The 14,859-nt window shown below is 40.4% G+C and carries 15 protein-coding genes; 3 read left to right on the top strand and 12 right to left on the bottom strand.

Translation table 11 applies throughout. The annotated features are described in order from the left end of the window. Positions 1-31 precede the first annotated feature (31 nt). Positions 32-751, bottom strand: a complete 720-nt coding sequence (locus tag ORI98_RS02915; RefSeq protein WP_306134184.1) for an arginyltransferase — start codon at positions 749-751, stop codon at positions 32-34. Next, the gene (gene aat, locus ORI98_RS02910; protein ID WP_306134183.1) at positions 741-1,448 is read right to left on the bottom strand and encodes a leucyl/phenylalanyl-tRNA--protein transferase; all 708 of its coding nucleotides are present in this window, start codon (positions 1,446-1,448) and stop codon (positions 741-743) included. The genes ORI98_RS02915 and aat overlap by 11 nt, the downstream gene beginning before the upstream one ends. A gap of 53 nt (positions 1,449-1,501) precedes the next feature. Between aat and ORI98_RS02905 the strand changes: the two genes are divergently transcribed. Then, complete coding sequence (locus tag ORI98_RS02905; RefSeq protein WP_261297857.1) at positions 1,502-1,990, top strand: glycine zipper 2TM domain-containing protein; 489 nt, start codon at positions 1,502-1,504, stop codon at positions 1,988-1,990. 222 nt (positions 1,991-2,212) lie between these two features. On the opposite strand, the gene ORI98_RS02900 is transcribed toward ORI98_RS02905, so the two are convergent. Next, positions 2,213-2,590, bottom strand: coding sequence for a hypothetical protein (locus ORI98_RS02900; RefSeq protein ID WP_261297856.1), 378 nt, complete (start codon positions 2,588-2,590; stop codon positions 2,213-2,215). Between the two features lie 491 nt (positions 2,591-3,081). Between ORI98_RS02900 and ORI98_RS02895 the strand changes: the two genes are divergently transcribed. Beyond that, the gene (locus tag ORI98_RS02895) at positions 3,082-3,834 is read left to right on the top strand and encodes a Nif3-like dinuclear metal center hexameric protein (RefSeq protein ID WP_306134335.1); all 753 of its coding nucleotides are present in this window, start codon (positions 3,082-3,084) and stop codon (positions 3,832-3,834) included. Between the two features lie 59 nt (positions 3,835-3,893). On the opposite strand, the gene ORI98_RS02890 is transcribed toward ORI98_RS02895, so the two are convergent. The 6 genes from ORI98_RS02890 to ORI98_RS02865 form a co-directional block, all read right to left on the bottom strand. Then, positions 3,894-4,217: a YdbL family protein gene (locus ORI98_RS02890; protein ID WP_261297853.1), complete on the bottom strand. Its 324-nt coding sequence runs from the start codon at positions 4,215-4,217 to the stop codon at positions 3,894-3,896. Between the two features lie 11 nt (positions 4,218-4,228). Further along, positions 4,229-4,420 (bottom strand): YnbE family lipoprotein, encoded by a 192-nt coding sequence (locus ORI98_RS02885; protein WP_261297852.1) that lies wholly within the window; start codon positions 4,418-4,420, stop codon positions 4,229-4,231. Between the two features lie 10 nt (positions 4,421-4,430). Continuing rightward, positions 4,431-7,550 (bottom strand): YdbH domain-containing protein, encoded by a 3,120-nt coding sequence (locus tag ORI98_RS02880; RefSeq protein WP_306134182.1) that lies wholly within the window; start codon positions 7,548-7,550, stop codon positions 4,431-4,433. Between the two features lie 103 nt (positions 7,551-7,653). Continuing rightward, the gene (locus ORI98_RS02875; protein ID WP_306134181.1) at positions 7,654-8,499 is read right to left on the bottom strand and encodes a D-hexose-6-phosphate mutarotase; all 846 of its coding nucleotides are present in this window, start codon (positions 8,497-8,499) and stop codon (positions 7,654-7,656) included. Between the two features lie 96 nt (positions 8,500-8,595). After that, positions 8,596-9,195 carry a DUF938 domain-containing protein gene (locus ORI98_RS02870; protein WP_371931111.1) on the bottom strand — a complete coding sequence of 200 codons (600 nt, stop codon included), beginning with the start codon at positions 9,193-9,195 and terminating at the stop codon, positions 8,596-8,598. Continuing rightward, the gene (locus ORI98_RS02865; RefSeq protein ID WP_306134180.1) at positions 9,195-9,857 is read right to left on the bottom strand and encodes a response regulator transcription factor; all 663 of its coding nucleotides are present in this window, start codon (positions 9,855-9,857) and stop codon (positions 9,195-9,197) included. Before ORI98_RS02865 ends, ORI98_RS02870 begins: the two co-directional genes overlap by 1 nt. A 615-nt stretch (positions 9,858-10,472) precedes the next feature. On the opposite strand from ORI98_RS02865, the gene katG reads away from it, so the two are divergent. Then, the gene (gene katG / locus ORI98_RS02860; protein ID WP_306134179.1) at positions 10,473-12,626 is read left to right on the top strand and encodes a catalase/peroxidase HPI; all 2,154 of its coding nucleotides are present in this window, start codon (positions 10,473-10,475) and stop codon (positions 12,624-12,626) included. Positions 12,627-13,126: 500 nt separating this feature from the next. Here the strand turns inward: katG and ORI98_RS02855 are convergent, their stop codons facing one another. The 3 genes from ORI98_RS02855 to kdsB all read right to left on the bottom strand — a co-directional run bounded on the left by ORI98_RS02855 (position 13,127) and on the right by kdsB (position 14,800). Next, positions 13,127-13,513, bottom strand: a complete 387-nt coding sequence (locus tag ORI98_RS02855) for an acyl-CoA thioesterase (RefSeq protein WP_261297955.1) — start codon at positions 13,511-13,513, stop codon at positions 13,127-13,129. Between the two features lie 313 nt (positions 13,514-13,826). Beyond that, complete coding sequence (locus ORI98_RS02850) at positions 13,827-14,042, bottom strand: DUF2897 family protein (protein WP_261297847.1); 216 nt, start codon at positions 14,040-14,042, stop codon at positions 13,827-13,829. Between the two features lie 20 nt (positions 14,043-14,062). Continuing rightward, positions 14,063-14,800 carry an 8-amino-3,8-dideoxy-manno-octulosonate cytidylyltransferase KdsB gene (gene kdsB / locus ORI98_RS02845; protein WP_261297846.1) on the bottom strand — a complete coding sequence of 246 codons (738 nt, stop codon included), beginning with the start codon at positions 14,798-14,800 and terminating at the stop codon, positions 14,063-14,065. Between the last annotated feature and the right edge of the window lie 59 nt (positions 14,801-14,859).

Genomic DNA, 14,859 nt, shown 5'->3' with positions numbered 1-14,859 from the left:
ATGCCGCAAAATCGCCTTGCTGTAAAGGCCGTTAACACGAAAGAGGGTGAAGTTGTTCACCATTTTGCCAACCTTCTGCGGTTAAAATTTGATATGGACGATACTGCCGCTTGTAAGACATTTTTCGGTTTTCATCGATTTGATAGCCTAGATAGACGAAGTGTTTTCCTAATGATTTTGCCAATTGGCATTGAATCAAAATCATTAACGATCCTAATGAATGTTTTTCATATTCGGGGTCGAAATAGCTGTATATGGCCGATAGGCTATGGGTCAGGTTGTCGGTAACGGCAACACCAATCAGTTTATCTGCATCATAAAGTTCGATAAAAGTGGGCGGTAGCCAGTCACAAAGTAAAAAGTCATCAAACTGTGATTGGCTTGGGGGAAACATAGGTCCATCGTGATGCCGAGCATTGATATAACGTGCATAAAGAGCGTAATGTTCAAGTGTTGTTTTTGTCACCACTTTCCAATGCAAAAGTTGGTTATTTCGTAATGTTCGCTTCTGCCTTTTAGACAACTTAAAGCTGTGAACGGGTACTCTTATCGATTGGCAAGCCTGACATTGTGGACAACGTGGTTTGTAAATGGCATTACCATTGCGCCTAAATCCCATGGATAACAATTGTTCGAATAGTTGGGCATCCAATTGTTCTTCTTGAATCACCAGGAGCTGTTCTTGGTTACCTTCAATGTAGCTGCAATCGAATGGCTTACTGATACCAACAGATATGGATTTAGAGTTCAAATTTTACCTCTTGCTTTAGCCACATTTCGGGGGCAACAAGGTTAGTGCGCTTTTGCCTTAAAATCGACAAAAATGATGTTCGAGTAATGGCTTTAGCCCCTAAGTTGACTAAATGCGGATTGATAAGCTGCGCATCAATTAAAGCAAAGTCATGTTTTGCTAGATGCTGGTTTAATAGGGTAAATGCAGCTTTGGATGCATTTGTTTGTCGATGAAACATGGATTCCCCGCAAAATATATTGCCTACCGGAATGCCGTATAAACCGCCGACTAATCTGTCCTCATCCCACACTTCAAATGAATGTGCAAAACCTTGTAAATGCAGTTCGTAATATGCCATTTGGATTTGTGGTGTGATCCAGGTGCCTTGCTGATAGGATCTAGGTTGAGCGCAACCTGCCATGACATCTAAAAAGGCATGGTTAATGGTGTATTTCCAAGTTGCATGCTTGAGTGTTTTTCTTAAACTTCTGCTGCCAAAGTTTAATTTGGGTACAAAAACAGCCCTGGGACTTGGTGACCACCAAAGTATTGGGTCTTCTGCGTTGAACCATGGAAAAATACCGTGATAATAAGCCTCTAGCAGTCTTGCTGGAGATAAATCACCGCCAACAGCAAGTAAGCCGTTGGGTTCCGCTAACGCCTCTTCAGGAGCGGGAAAGTTGATTAAATCATTTAAATAAGACAGTGAATTCACAATTGATTATAGTTAGCATATAAACCTTATTATTAAGTTAGCGGAAAAAGTCTATGTTGAACATCTTAGGTCGTAAATTTACTGCTTTTTTATTGATAATATTATGCTTGGGCAGTGTAAACCTGCCTGCACGGGCTGCCTATGATAGGAACCAAGCGGTCCCAGTTGAAAAGGTCTTATATGGCCATGTTGAGTCGGTCAAAAACATCACCGAAAAGCAATTGGTTGAAGACAAAAACCAAGGCTGGCGGACATTTGGTGGCGCATTGGTTGGTGGCGTCATCGGCCATCAATTTGGCGGCGGGTCGGGACAAGATGTTGCCACTGTACTTGGGGCGCTGTTAGGTGGTGGCATTGCGAATCAATATGGTAATCAACAATATTATCTTGAGTACAAATTAGTTGAAATGATGATCAAACAAGAAGATGGTACACAGGTTATGATCATTCAAGATGTTGATCCTGGCATGACGTTTAATGCCGGTGATGAAGTCAGAGTGGTTTATTTACAAGGTTATGTCCGAGTGGATTTAGCGATGTAACCTGAACTCGAGTCTAGAGATTGACTGACCATCATCAGCGATTATTTTTAATGGCAACTAGTCACATTAAGCGTTAATAACTGGTCTATTACAGGTCAATTCAACGCCGTTAGCGTTGAGAGTCGCTGCTGATGATAGAGTAACTAGAACCTAGGTTATGTTCGTTTCGTCGCAACAAAAAAAGGCGCATTAAGCGCCTTTTTTGTTAGGGTTTACACCAATTTAAAAACCACGTGGCAGGGTATTTTTACCTTTCGTGTTTTCAAGTTTTGCTCGCCATAATTCTTTTGGACTTAAGCCTGAACCTTTACTTGATTGAGTTGACTTTGCCGAAGCAGAAGGCGTTTTTTTAGCGGCAGCTGGTTTTGCTTTTGTCACAGATGCTTTTTTAGCAGCGGGCTTTGTTGCCGGCTTCGCTTTGCTTTGTGCGCCGTTATCCAGTTCTGCTAACATGGATTCTAGCTCGCTAAAACGAACTGATTTTCCGCCATCAATTTTGTACCAACTTCCAGATTGTTCGATGTTAACTGCAGTACCTGTCTGTTTTTCTAATGCAGCCTGCAATGAACTGATCACGTCTTCCTTCGATAATGTTGTCATAAATTAACCTATTTTTATATAATTGACTTTTTTGGTTTCAGGTAATTTTATAGGTTAAATGACATAAAAGTCCAATTTAGGACACTTTTAGTGCTACAACTTTACACCTATCTTAACAAATAGATGATCTTGAGAGTCGAATAAGTTAGCTGTAAGAAGGACTTTTTTTAACAATGAAAACACCCCAAAACAACACCTCGAAGAATATGCCTAAGCCGATAAAAATGACCATACCCGATGATAATCCCATCGCATAACAAGTGATCGCGGCAAAAACACTGAGTATTAGTATCCATAGTCGTGCTGATTGTGTCGTATTGCGTTCCACACATTGATGAAGAGGAGGAATTTATCTTAGGCTTTAGTATTATCGTACTCAAATGAATCATTTTTCATGCACTTTTTGAGGGTGTCACTTGATTAGCGGATATTGTAAAATGGTTTAATTAACCCTGCATCAATAATGGATTACCAGTATGACTAATAACGAAATAGATCGTCATTCTTTGTCAATGTACTTAAATGAGTTTTTAAATGTCGCAAAATTTAAAGATTATGCACCAAATGGATTACAAGTGCAGGGCAAAGACACGATTCGCACAATCGTTACAGGGGTAACCGCTTGCCAGCCGTTAATCGAACAAGCTATTGCATTAAATGCTGATGCCATTTTGGTTCACCATGGTTTTTTTTGGAAAAATGAGCCTGAAGTGTTAACCGGAATGAAGTACAAGCGCATTAAAGCCCTTATAGATCATGATATCAGTTTATTTGGTTATCACTTACCTCTAGATGCCCATCATGGCGTGGGTAATAATGCGCAACTTGCGCAACAGTTAGGTATTTTAAACCCTGCGGTATATGAAGATGTTCCGCAAGATTTGTTGTGGCATGGTCATCTAATGCAACCAGTATCGGCTACAGAGTTTAACGCTCACCTTAGTCACGTTTTACATCGGGATGCTTTACATATTGGTGATTGTACTAAACCGATTCAAACGGTTGCTTGGTGTACCGGAGGGGCGCAAGATTATATTGACCATGCAGTGGCTATGGGGGTTGATGCCTTTATTAGTGGTGAGGTGTCAGAGCGAACTTATCACAGTGCAATGGAGCAAAATATTCATTATTTTGCTGCAGGACATCATGCGACAGAGCGTTATGGAATACAGGCTTTAGGTGAGCATTTAGCAGAAAAGTTTGGCTTAAATCATCATTTTGTTGATGTGGTTAATCCGGTTTAGCGTTTAGCTAGCGGATATGCTGGCTAATGCCGCTTAGCCAGCAAATTTGATTTAATGTCTTACTTTCTAATTTGCCATTGGCCATTATTATCTTGATAAACATGGCCTTTATCGGTAGCCGCAATAGCTTTTTCTGCCGCTAATTTGGCAATACTTGCGGTACTTAAGCCGTTTTTAGTCGCGATACGTTGATAGTGTTGTAAACGTTTTGCATTGATATCTTTGACGAGGGCTTCAATTTCAGTTGAAGGTTTTACCACGCCTAAATACCCATCGGTTTGTTCTCCGACTAAAGCACTGGATTTAGCGTCTTGCAGTGTTATAGCCCAAGCATTAACACAAAAAAATAGACTGATTAATAGCGTCGAAAAGGCGAGTTTCATAAGTACTCCTATTAAAATAGTTGTTCATTTTCTAATAAGTTATCGAGTTCTTTATCGACTTTTATTCTGATCTCATGCTCAATTTTCACGTTCAAATTGATCACGATTGGTTTATCCGGGGGCTCTATTTTTACCGTAGGCGTACAACCAGCTATTAAGCTGGTGAGTAACAAGGTTGAGGTCAGTGCTGCGGCAAGTTTCAAAGTATCTTCCTTATTTAACAGACTTTTCTATATTCGATTGTAGCTGATTACCAATTTGAGTGCTGCGGTATAATTGAATCAAATTTTCTTCATGGGCGTAATTGAGGTGTATCGGTCTTTCAATATCTCGGCTTTTACCTTTGACTGCAATATTAAATTTGGCGTCACCATTATTTTGCATATCGAGAGTGCCTGCAAGTTGTTGATAATTTAAATGCTCTAACGCATCAAAGACTAAACCTAAATATGGTTGAGTTTGTTTTAATTGCTCAATTGCCTCGCTGTTAGCAACTTCTATAAGCCCACCAGGGGCACGAGCAGCCAGATGTCCTCCTGTGATAGAGAGCTTACCGTCAATAAATTCAGCAGGTAAAACGCCATCAAAGGTGCCATTAGCATACACACCCACTTGCGGCTGTTGTGCGAGCAATTGTTCTAGACTTAAGCCCTGTAATAACAAGTATCCATGGGATCTGTCTTGCAATTTAAAGACAAATTCAGGAATGAAAAATTGACCACCCAGTGCATCGCCGGATAATGTCATACTGATATCGGTATGACTTAAACCGGTGAGTTTTTGCAACCAATTATTTACTGGCTTATTTGGATCAATTGCCAGCGCCACATTGGCTTGAATATTAACGTCTTTGAAGATTAATCCTGAACGGCCATTGGCGATGTTGATATGTGTTTCAGGGCAACTAAGTTGACTGAATGAAACCGTTTCAGTCATTGCTTGCTGCCAATTGAATTTACACTCAGTGTTAATCTTAGTATCGGCAATATATTGATCAATATAATCAATATTCAGCTTATCGATATCTGGTTGGATTAACATTTCAAAATAATTGCTGCCATCTCGCTGGCTCATTGAAAAGCTACTAGTTAGCTTCATCAGCCCCGCAATGTTTAAACCTGATGGCAGCTTTTGGTTTTTCGTGATTGTGGGAAGCGCGTCAGTGATATTGGTTTCTAGCTGCCATTGTCCTGCTAACGAAAATAATTGAGGCTGAAAGAGATGTTGGCTGCTGGCATGGATAGTATCAAATTGCCATTTATCATCACTTTGAATCAAGCCTTTGTGGATATTAAATTGCTGGTTAATCGCCAATTGATTTAAATTAAGCAATGTTTGTTTACGTTGCTTTAACGGTGTTTTAGTGACTTTGAGTTGTTCAATCTGAGTGTCGAGTGAATGGTTACTGCTGTGCGCGAGTAGTTGTTCCGTGAGTGGTAAATTGGTGTCCAATGAAAGTGAATATGCCGTTAAGGCTTGCCATGAAAACTGAGCTTTGTCAGCATTAATTTGTTGCTTGGCTACAGGCGTTGAAAACAGCGAAGTGACCTTGGTAAAAGTGGCCTGCACAGGAGAGATGTTTAGCTGCACCTTATTAGTGTTAGCCATAATTTTGCTGATTTGGTTTAACCGAAAATCGGCAAGATCACTGGTCATTTTTTGCGTGTTAGATCCAGCAGCATTTTTGGTCGTTTTAGCCACTTGAAGTTGATTGAGGATGATTTTACTTGAAGGCAGTAATGTGATGACCTGTTCAAAGCCATTATTAACCCATTCACGCTGATAATCACCAGCGATTGCTATCACTCCATGGTCTAAGGTTAATTCATCAACAGGTAAGCTAAGAGACAAAGGCTCGGCTTGCAGGGGAGAGAGAAAGCTTACAATATCTGTCGGTTGTTCCAGTGCTAATTCACTACTGAGCGCAAAGTACACTTCACCTAGGCTATTCACCGTTAATTTAGCCAAACTAAATTGATTTTTGAATTTTGTGCCGGATACATTGGCGCTCATCTTTGGCGTGCTAAAGGTCACTGGCAAAGTATGCGATGAGTCTGGCTCTGATGTGCGGGACTGAGCCGCGCGAATTAATGGTAACCACAGCGTGCTTTGTTCAGGTAATGAGGCTGATAACGTCACTTGGGCGGGGTTATCGTCTATGTTAGGCAGCAATAAACCCTTAATAAATTCAGTGAACTGATTAGCTTCCGCTGTTGTTAAAAATCGATTAAAAAATTGATTTAATTGAATGTGTTCAAAAGTAAATTGTTGCGTAAAAGGTGCTATATCGACTTTGGCACCATAGGCCATTTGTAATGTTTCACCAATTGTAACGGGTATTAATTGCTCTTTAACTGTGAGTTTTATCGTAAATTCATCCTGCAGCTCAAATTTCAACGAGGGATACAATGCTGAATGAACTTTGAGTGATGTAAAATGGTTTGAAGATGTCATCTCACCTTGAGCTAAATCAAAGTGAGTTGTGGTATGCCATTCACCTTTAATGTTTATTTTTTGTTGATTTAATGGCGATAGCGCTTGTGCAAGATATTGTTCTAGCTCAACTATTATGCTTTTAATCGCACGTTCTTTATCTTGTAGTGATAACTTGTGTAACGCAGCTGTGAGGTATGATGAAAATGCATTTAATCCAAGTTGGCTTTGCTCCAAATCTAGCGTCGATGTCAATGTAACCGAGTTGGGTTTAAGCTGAGCTTGAAGATTGAATAACTCATTATTATCAAATCGCCACCGCGTATTAAGATCACCTTGATTGTTCAGGGTTAACTTATCCATTTTTAAACTATGGCGAAAACTCACCGCCGCAGACTTGGCGGAATCATTTCCTGCGATAACATCAGTTTCGGGTATTGAGGGCAGGTTAATCAGAACTTCGCCTAAATCAATATTAGGTATTTGATTAAAGACCAGTTGCCACACAGCACTGGATTCGGTTTTTTGCTGACGTTGGCGATTGAAGAAACTTGCACCTAAATCAATATACACACTTTGGCTGGTGAGCTTAATGATATCACTGGGGGCGAGTTGTTGTTTTTGCACGATTGCCAAGGTATCCGTTAGGCGTAACTCAAAGCCTTGAATCGCGATATAACTGTCTTCGATTTGCAGAATAAGCCTTGGGATCTGCAGTTGATTGATAGACACAAATTGTGAGTCTAGGTTAAGTACCTGAATGTCATAAGGCGCGAGAAGTTTATTCAGCACTTTGACACTGATGGGATGAATATTCTGGCTGACATACCAACCCGCACCGATAAACATCAGCAGGAAAAATAGCAATAATCGCTTAACGGTGAATATGCCTTTAATCATTAAGACTTCATGGTCAATTAAAAAGCCAGAGTATCAAACTCTGGCTTTAAAAGTAATGCTAAAAACTATTTGGTTTAAAACAGATTAGCAGGATCGATAAAGACTAAACCCAACGGATGTGCGTTGTTAATGTATGACTTTGACCCGGAGCTAAAATCACTTTATCTTCAAGTACGTTTGCCGCTTCTAAACACACCATTGTTAAATAATCATCGGCTTTGAAACGTGAAAGCCGAGTCGATTTTTCTATCCAAGGATTCCATAATACAGCAGAACGGCTATTTTCACGGCTAACTTCAATTGTGCCTTGAGGCGTATGCAATTGCTGTACTAATGATAAATCGGTATACACACGATCAGTTTCTTTATCAAAAATGACATAATCATCTGGTTGTTTATATGGGCCTTCGCCAAATTCAATGTATTTAGATTGACTAAAGCCAGATGCTTTAAGTTGATGAATGTCGTCTACTGGAAAATAAGTATGTAATGCTTGCGTAAGGCTAACCTCATAATCAGCATTGTTTTGGTTCACTATGCTTACTGATAAGGTTTCACCTAAAGTGAATAGTACTTTGACTTCTGTATCATGGGGCCAATATTGCTTATCTTGTTCTGTGATTTTTAAACTGAACGTCAAATCCACTAGTTGATCGCGCATTTTCACTGAATCTAGGTTCCAGATGCGTGTGCGTGCAAAACCGTGTTGCGGAAAACCTTCAACCCCGCTCATACCAAACCATGGCCAACAAACCGGAATGCCCCCGCGGATCCCATTACCTATTTGGTAATCGTCTGCTTCTGAAACCCATAATAACGGGGCTTTTCCTGTGGGGGTAAACTGATCAATTTGTGCGCCTTGCATAAAAATACGTGCTTGACATAAATCAGTGTTCACCTCGACATAATCAAGGCCATTAGGATGCTTCTTAGTGGTCACTGAACCCATAATATATTTCCTTGTGTTCAACTACGTTGTGCTTTTAAGATTGATGCTTAACTTAACTGTTTTTGGTCAAAAAAGTAAGCCAACAAACTGTGGAAATTATCGCTTGATAAAATGCAGTAAACGATTATTGGCAGGCATAGAAACATCTTCGACGAGTTCAAATTGTTGAGCTTTGGCTAATTCCACTATCCATTCAATATCCCGAATACCACTGTGTGGGTCGCGATCTTTCAGCCAAAGATCAAAATTAGCATTACTGTCACTGGTATATTGTTTTTGATAATTAAATGGTCCATAAATCAACAGATTTGCGTTTGTGCTCGTTATTAGGCCTACACCTGCAAAAAATGCTTCAACAAGTTGTTTACTGATTATATGTAACGTATTCGACGTAAAAACAGCATCATAGTGTTGTTCCGTCCATGTATTCCCAATATCTAGTACAACAGCAGCCGGTAAATTAGGCAGTTTAAAATGTTTGATACGGCAATTGATATGATGAAGGTTGCAATGTTGATCACTGGCTTGCCAAGTTAGATGGGGAAGGTGGCTAGCAAAAAATGTTGCATGTTGCCCTGTGCCAGAACCCACTTCAAGTAGATGAAGTGAGTCTGCTAGCTTATGCGTTAAAACGGCTAAAATAGGGCGTTGGTTATTTTCACATGCTTGAGAACACGGCAGCTGCGTTATCTCTATCAAGATAAGTTAACCTTTTCCATTTCAAGTTGCTGTAAAGCAATCACAGCCTGGGTACGGTTTCTGACACCAAGCTTTCTAAAAATGGCCGTTGCATGGGCTTTAATTGTCGCTTCAGAAACCCCAAAATCATATGCTATTTGTTTATTGAGTAAGCCTTCGGCAAACATTTGCAACACTTTGTATTGCTGTGGTGTTAAGTCAGACAAACGGCTGGCCATTTGATCTGTTGCATCATCACTTACTGGCACAATTTGTGTTCCTGCGGGTAACCAAATATCGCCATAAAGTACAGCATTAAGTGCTTCAGCAAGGGTTTCCATTGAGGAAGACTTTGGAATAAAACCACTGCTGCCGTAATGAATGGCACGACTAACAGTATTGATATCCTCATGGGCAGATATGACTACCACAGGGATGTCAGGGTAGTGGCTGCGTAAATGAATTAGGGTTGAATATCCATGTGAGCCTGGCATTTGTAAATCAAGCATTATGAGATCAAATGGGGCTGCGTTTTTATCCATTAATTGTTGCAGTGCTTCGGCACTGTCAGCTTCAAACCATTGAGTGTTATTAAAAGCTGAGCTTAATGCTTGACGTAGGGCATTGCGAAATAAGGGATGATCATCGGCAATGATAATGTTTAAATTTTCTAGCTTCATGGCTGTTATATTTCGTTGTGGCGCGTGAAGATTAAGTCAATGTAACAGAAAAGTAACTGGTAATTCCAACGCTTTATATCCGAATTCACTAAGATTTATAAAAAGTTAGACTTTGGTCTAATAAGCGTTTTGCGTCATACCTTGTTAAAGCGTTTGCTGATATCCCACATTATGTTTTTGTTTTTCAAATTCTCCATCCACCAAGCTTACTTTGTGAAACATCATTGATCCTAAATATTCGATACCCAGTATAGAAGTAGCCTAGTTTGGTTTATTGAACAAAAGAAACATATATTAATTTTCAATTTCAATTTCAATTTCAAAACAAAGCCAGATAATAATTTTAACGCAAGCATAATTCAGATTGATTAAGACTAGATATTTGATTTTAAGTTATTGATGTTAAAAGCATCACATTTCTGCATATGTTTTATCGATAAATATCAACGTCTGATTTAGATTTCATGCGAATGTTTTAATTTATTGATTTTGTTGAGTTAAATTTGTTTCACTGTTGTCAATTTGTAGCGAACGTAATGTGAATGTATGCGCACAATTATTATTCAACGCTAAACTGATTGAGTGTTGTTTTCGGTTACATATAGGAGATTAGCAATGACAGGTAAGTGTCCAGTAATGCATGGTGGCGTGACAACTCAGCCTATGGCGAGTACTGAGTGGTGGCCTAAGTCTTTGAACTTAGACATTCTGCATCAGCATGATAGTAAAACAAATCCAATGGATGCCGATTTTGATTATCAACAAGAAGTGAAAAAGCTTGATGTCGATGCATTGAAAAAAGATCTGCACAATTTAATGACCCAAAGCCAGCCTTGGTGGCCAGCAGATTGGGGCCATTATGGTGGCTTGATGATCCGTATGACATGGCATGCAGCAGGTACTTATCGTGTCGCTGATGGCCGCGGCGGGGCAAGTACGGGTAATCAACGTTTCGCACCATTAAATTCATGGCCAGATAACGGCAACCTAGATAAAGCCAGACGTTTACTGTGGCCAATCAAAAAGAAATACGGCAACAAACTGAGCTGGGCAGACTTAATCGCCTATGCGGGTACTATTGCCTATGAGTCGATGGGGTTGAAAACGTTTGGTTTTGGATTTGGTCGAGAAGATATTTGGCATCCAGAAAAAGACATTTATTGGGGCGCTGAGAAACAATGGCTGGCACCAAGTGATAACCCAAATAGTCGCTATTCAGGCGAACGAGATTTAGCCAATCCATTGGCAGCGGTAATGATGGGGCTTATTTACGTTAACCCTGAAGGGGTTGATGGTAAACCTGATCCATTGAAAACGGCTCAAGATGTGCGAGTCACATTTGCACGTATGGCAATGAATGATGAAGAAACCGTTGCTTTAACTGCTGGCGGCCACACTGTGGGTAAAGCCCATGGTAATGGTAAAGCCAGTTTATTGGGGCCAGAGCCAGAAGGGGCTGAAATTGAAGATCAAGGTTTTGGTTGGCTAAATAAAACGGCCCGCGGTATTGGCCGTGATACCGTAACCAGTGGTATTGAAGGGGCGTGGACCACCCATCCTACTCAGTGGGATAACGGTTATTTCGACATGCTACTAAATTACGATTGGGAGCTGAAAAAAAGTCCAGCAGGAGCCTGGCAATGGGAACCGATTGATATTGCTGATGCGCATAAGCCTGTTGATGTAGAAGATGCATCTATTCGTCATAACCCTATTATGACCGATGCCGATATGGCAATGAAAATGGATCCGGAATATCGTAAAATTTCAGAGCGTTTTGCTAAAGATCAAGACTACTTCTCAGATGTATTTGCCAGAGCATGGTTTAAACTAACTCACCGCGATATGGGGCCAAAAGCATGTTACATCGGTCCAGATGTGCCAAGTGAAACATTGATTTGGCAAGATCCTGTCCCACAAGGGAAGACAGATTACGATTTACAAACGATTAAAGATAAAATCTTGGCGAGTGGGTTAACCGTTACTGAAATGGTCACCACAGCTTGGGACAGCGCGAGAACATTTAGATCATCAGATCGTCGTGGTGGGGCCAATGGCGCGCGGATCTGTTTGGCACCACAAGCACAATGGCTAGGCAATGAGCCTACTCGATTAGCCAAAGTGCTTGATGTACTTAAACCTATTGCTAACCAAAGCGGCGCTAGTGTTGCGGATGTCATTGTGATTGCCGGTAATTTGGGTATTGAGTTAGCGGCTAAAAAAGCTGGCCATAAACTCACTATACCGTTTACCCCAGGTAGAGGTGATGCAACCGCTGAAATGACAGATGCTGCATCATTTGATGTTTTAGAGCCACTGCATGATGGTTATCGTAATTGGTTAAAAGGCGACTATGTTGTCAGTGCAGAAGAGTTACTGTTAGATCGCACCCAATTAATGGGATTGACAGCTCATGAGATGACGGTATTAGTTGGCGGTATGCGCGTTATGGCGACTAACTATGGCGATACTAAGCATGGGGTGTTAACCGAAAATGAAGGCGCATTGAGCAATGACTTTTTTGTTAACTTAACGGACATGAATTATAGCTGGAAACCGGTAGGCAAAAATCTGTATGAAATCTGCGACCGCGCTTCTGGAAAAGTGAAATGGACAGCAACTCGGGTTGATTTGGTGTTTGGTTCTAATTCAATTCTTCGTGGTTATGCAGAGGTGTATGCCCAAGACGATAACCGGGATAAGTTTGTTAAAGATTTTGTCGCTGCTTGGACAAAAGTAATGAATGCAGATAGGTTTGATCTGAACTAACACGTTTAAGCTAAGCTCATGTTTGATTAACGATGTTGTTAATTTGACAGCTAAAACTGACAGAAATGCTGATTGAGTGAGTAATTAAGAGCTTGAAAAAATCCATCCGAGTTGTTTATTCATAACGATTCAGGATGGATTTTTGTTTCTTGGCGAGCCAGTGTTGACCTTTACAAGGTTGTTGTCGCTATTTGTTGGCGACCTCTATAAAGCTGAGGCTTAGCGGCGTAATTATTCTACACAATAGCTGATGATGCAGTAAAAATGCTCAACAGACGCTGTCAGAAGGATTTGGCTAAAAGCGAATTATACTGAGTTGGGTGAATCTTGCTTAGAGAGGGTGTAACAGAATTACTAAGCTGCACTCAACTCGTCACGCTTAATCGTTTTTATCTTGAACACAACGCCTCTAGTAAAGTTCAACAGACTCTAGTGATAATAGCCGCTAATGAATGTCAGCAGTCAATAGTTAACTTACTGAAGTCAATTGGTTATCACTGTTAGCTTAAAGGCCATACCTTAGTTGGATTGCGCTGTTCATCAACGGCAACAAAGGTAAATACACCTCTAATAGCATGCTCACGATGGTCGTTATACATATCTTCAACAAAAATATTCACTTCAACTTTCAGTGAAGTATTACCCACATGGATCACTCGAGCCACTAATTCGGCAAGACTACCTGCGGGGATGGCTTTTTTAAAATCAATCCTGTCTGAGCTGACGGTAACTAATGATTTACGGCAAAAACGTGTGGCCGCAATAAAGGCAGTTTCATCCATCCAGGCTAAGGCGTCACCGCCAAATAGGGTGTTATGGTGATTAGTATTTGATGGGAAAATGGCTTTAATAACACGAGCTTCAGAGTGTTCTATACGGGCAAGCATTTCATCAGAAAGTTGACTTGCTTCTGAGCGAGTATCTGTAACGGTAAGGGGCATATTACTACCTGGTTTGTATCAAAATGGATGGTCAGTAAAATAATTCAAAGCTTCTTTTCATTTACATGAGAAGCTTTGAATAATCGATTAAATTGATTTGAGTTAGTGAGTGCTCAGGTTTTTAGTTGAGAATGCTTGTCCATTTCGTCGACTAACAACATCACGGCTGAATGTTGCGGTATTACGTAATGGTATTAGATAACAAGCCAACTTAAACAACGGCCAACAAATGATGACCGAGTTTTAGTGCACGCTAAAATTAATCTGGTTTTGAAGGGGGGTTATCTTTTGAATTAACCTGACTCTGTTGTTCAGATACTTTGGCATCATCTTCAGACACAATGCTTTTATCCTTGTGTGAGCCTAAATGAGGCATTTTAAATTTAGCGCTGTACTTTAATACGGCTAAATTACTGGCAATAACACCTACCACTAAACCAATGATAATCCAAACTTCAAAACCTGATAAATCCATGATGGTTCTCCAAGATTTTGTTAGTCAACTGCTAAACGTAATTCACATTTGCGAATATCTTCAGGGGTGTCGACTTCGGGAGAATCAAATGCGCTGATCGCCACTTTGATTTTGTGGCCGTACTCTAATGCGCGCAATTGTTCTAACTTCTCTAAATCTTCAAGCTTACCTAAGGGCAACTGAGCAAATGCATTTACAAAACGACGCGTGTAAGCATACACACCTAAATGTTTATATACAGGGTAGTCATTGGTGTCACGGCCAAACGGAATGCGCGCACGTGAGAAGTACAAGGCGTTAAAGTCATTATCGAACACCATTTTAACGTGCATTGGGTCGTCTAATTCTTTTTTATCAACAATTTCAAACCCTAAGGTCGCCATTTCAAACTCACCTGGGTGACGTTCAAATAAGCTAATGATTTGTTCAATTGAAATAGGATCAATTAACGGCTGATCACCTTGAAGGTTAATCACCAAGTCATCATCGGCTAAGCCTAACTGACTAATGGCATCATTAATTCTGTCGGTCCCAGATGCAGCATCAGCACTGGTCATAACCACTTTGCCACCAAAGCCTTCAACAGCGTCTTTAATGCGCACATCATCAGTGGCAACATAAATGTTGTCTAATCCCTTGGCTAAAGACGCGCGTTCGTATACGTGTTGGATCATGGGTTTACCATTAATCGGCGCTAATGGCTTACCAGGAAAACGACTTGAACCATAACGAGCTGGAATTAATAGAGTAACATTCATCAATAAAAACCTATTTTAATGGTAAACAAAAGGGCTCATCTGAGCCCTTATGACAAAAA

Origin of the sequence: Shewanella sp. ULN5, assembly GCF_030731885.1 — a bacterium.
GTDB lineage: Bacteria > Pseudomonadota > Gammaproteobacteria > Enterobacterales > Shewanellaceae > Shewanella > Shewanella holmiensis.
Note: the sequence above shows the minus strand (reverse complement) of the source record. Positions and strands in the feature narration are given on the sequence as shown.

Bases quoted from the DNA above. Each gene is read 5' to 3' on its own strand.
- ORI98_RS02905 (WP_261297857.1), top strand. From the start codon at position 1,502: ATGTTGAACATCTTAGGTCGTAAATTTACTGCTTTTTTATTGATAATA.
- ORI98_RS02900 (WP_261297856.1), bottom strand. From the start codon at position 2,590: ATGACAACATTATCGAAGGAAGACGTGATCAGTTCATTGCAGGCTGCA.
- ORI98_RS02890 (WP_261297853.1), bottom strand. From the start codon at position 4,217: ATGAAACTCGCCTTTTCGACGCTATTAATCAGTCTATTTTTTTGTGTT.
- ORI98_RS02880 (WP_306134182.1), bottom strand. From the start codon at position 7,550: ATGATTAAAGGCATATTCACCGTTAAGCGATTATTGCTATTTTTCCTG.
- ORI98_RS02875 (WP_306134181.1), bottom strand. From the start codon at position 8,499: ATGGGTTCAGTGACCACTAAGAAGCATCCTAATGGCCTTGATTATGTC.
- ORI98_RS02865 (WP_306134180.1), bottom strand. From the start codon at position 9,857: ATGAAGCTAGAAAATTTAAACATTATCATTGCCGATGATCATCCCTTA.
- katG (WP_306134179.1), top strand. From the start codon at position 10,473: ATGACAGGTAAGTGTCCAGTAATGCATGGTGGCGTGACAACTCAGCCT.
- ORI98_RS02855 (WP_261297955.1), bottom strand. From the start codon at position 13,513: ATGCTTGCCCGTATAGAACACTCTGAAGCTCGTGTTATTAAAGCCATT.
- ORI98_RS02850 (WP_261297847.1), bottom strand. From the start codon at position 14,042: ATGGATTTATCAGGTTTTGAAGTTTGGATTATCATTGGTTTAGTGGTA.
- kdsB (WP_261297846.1), bottom strand. From the start codon at position 14,800: ATGAATGTTACTCTATTAATTCCAGCTCGTTATGGTTCAAGTCGTTTT.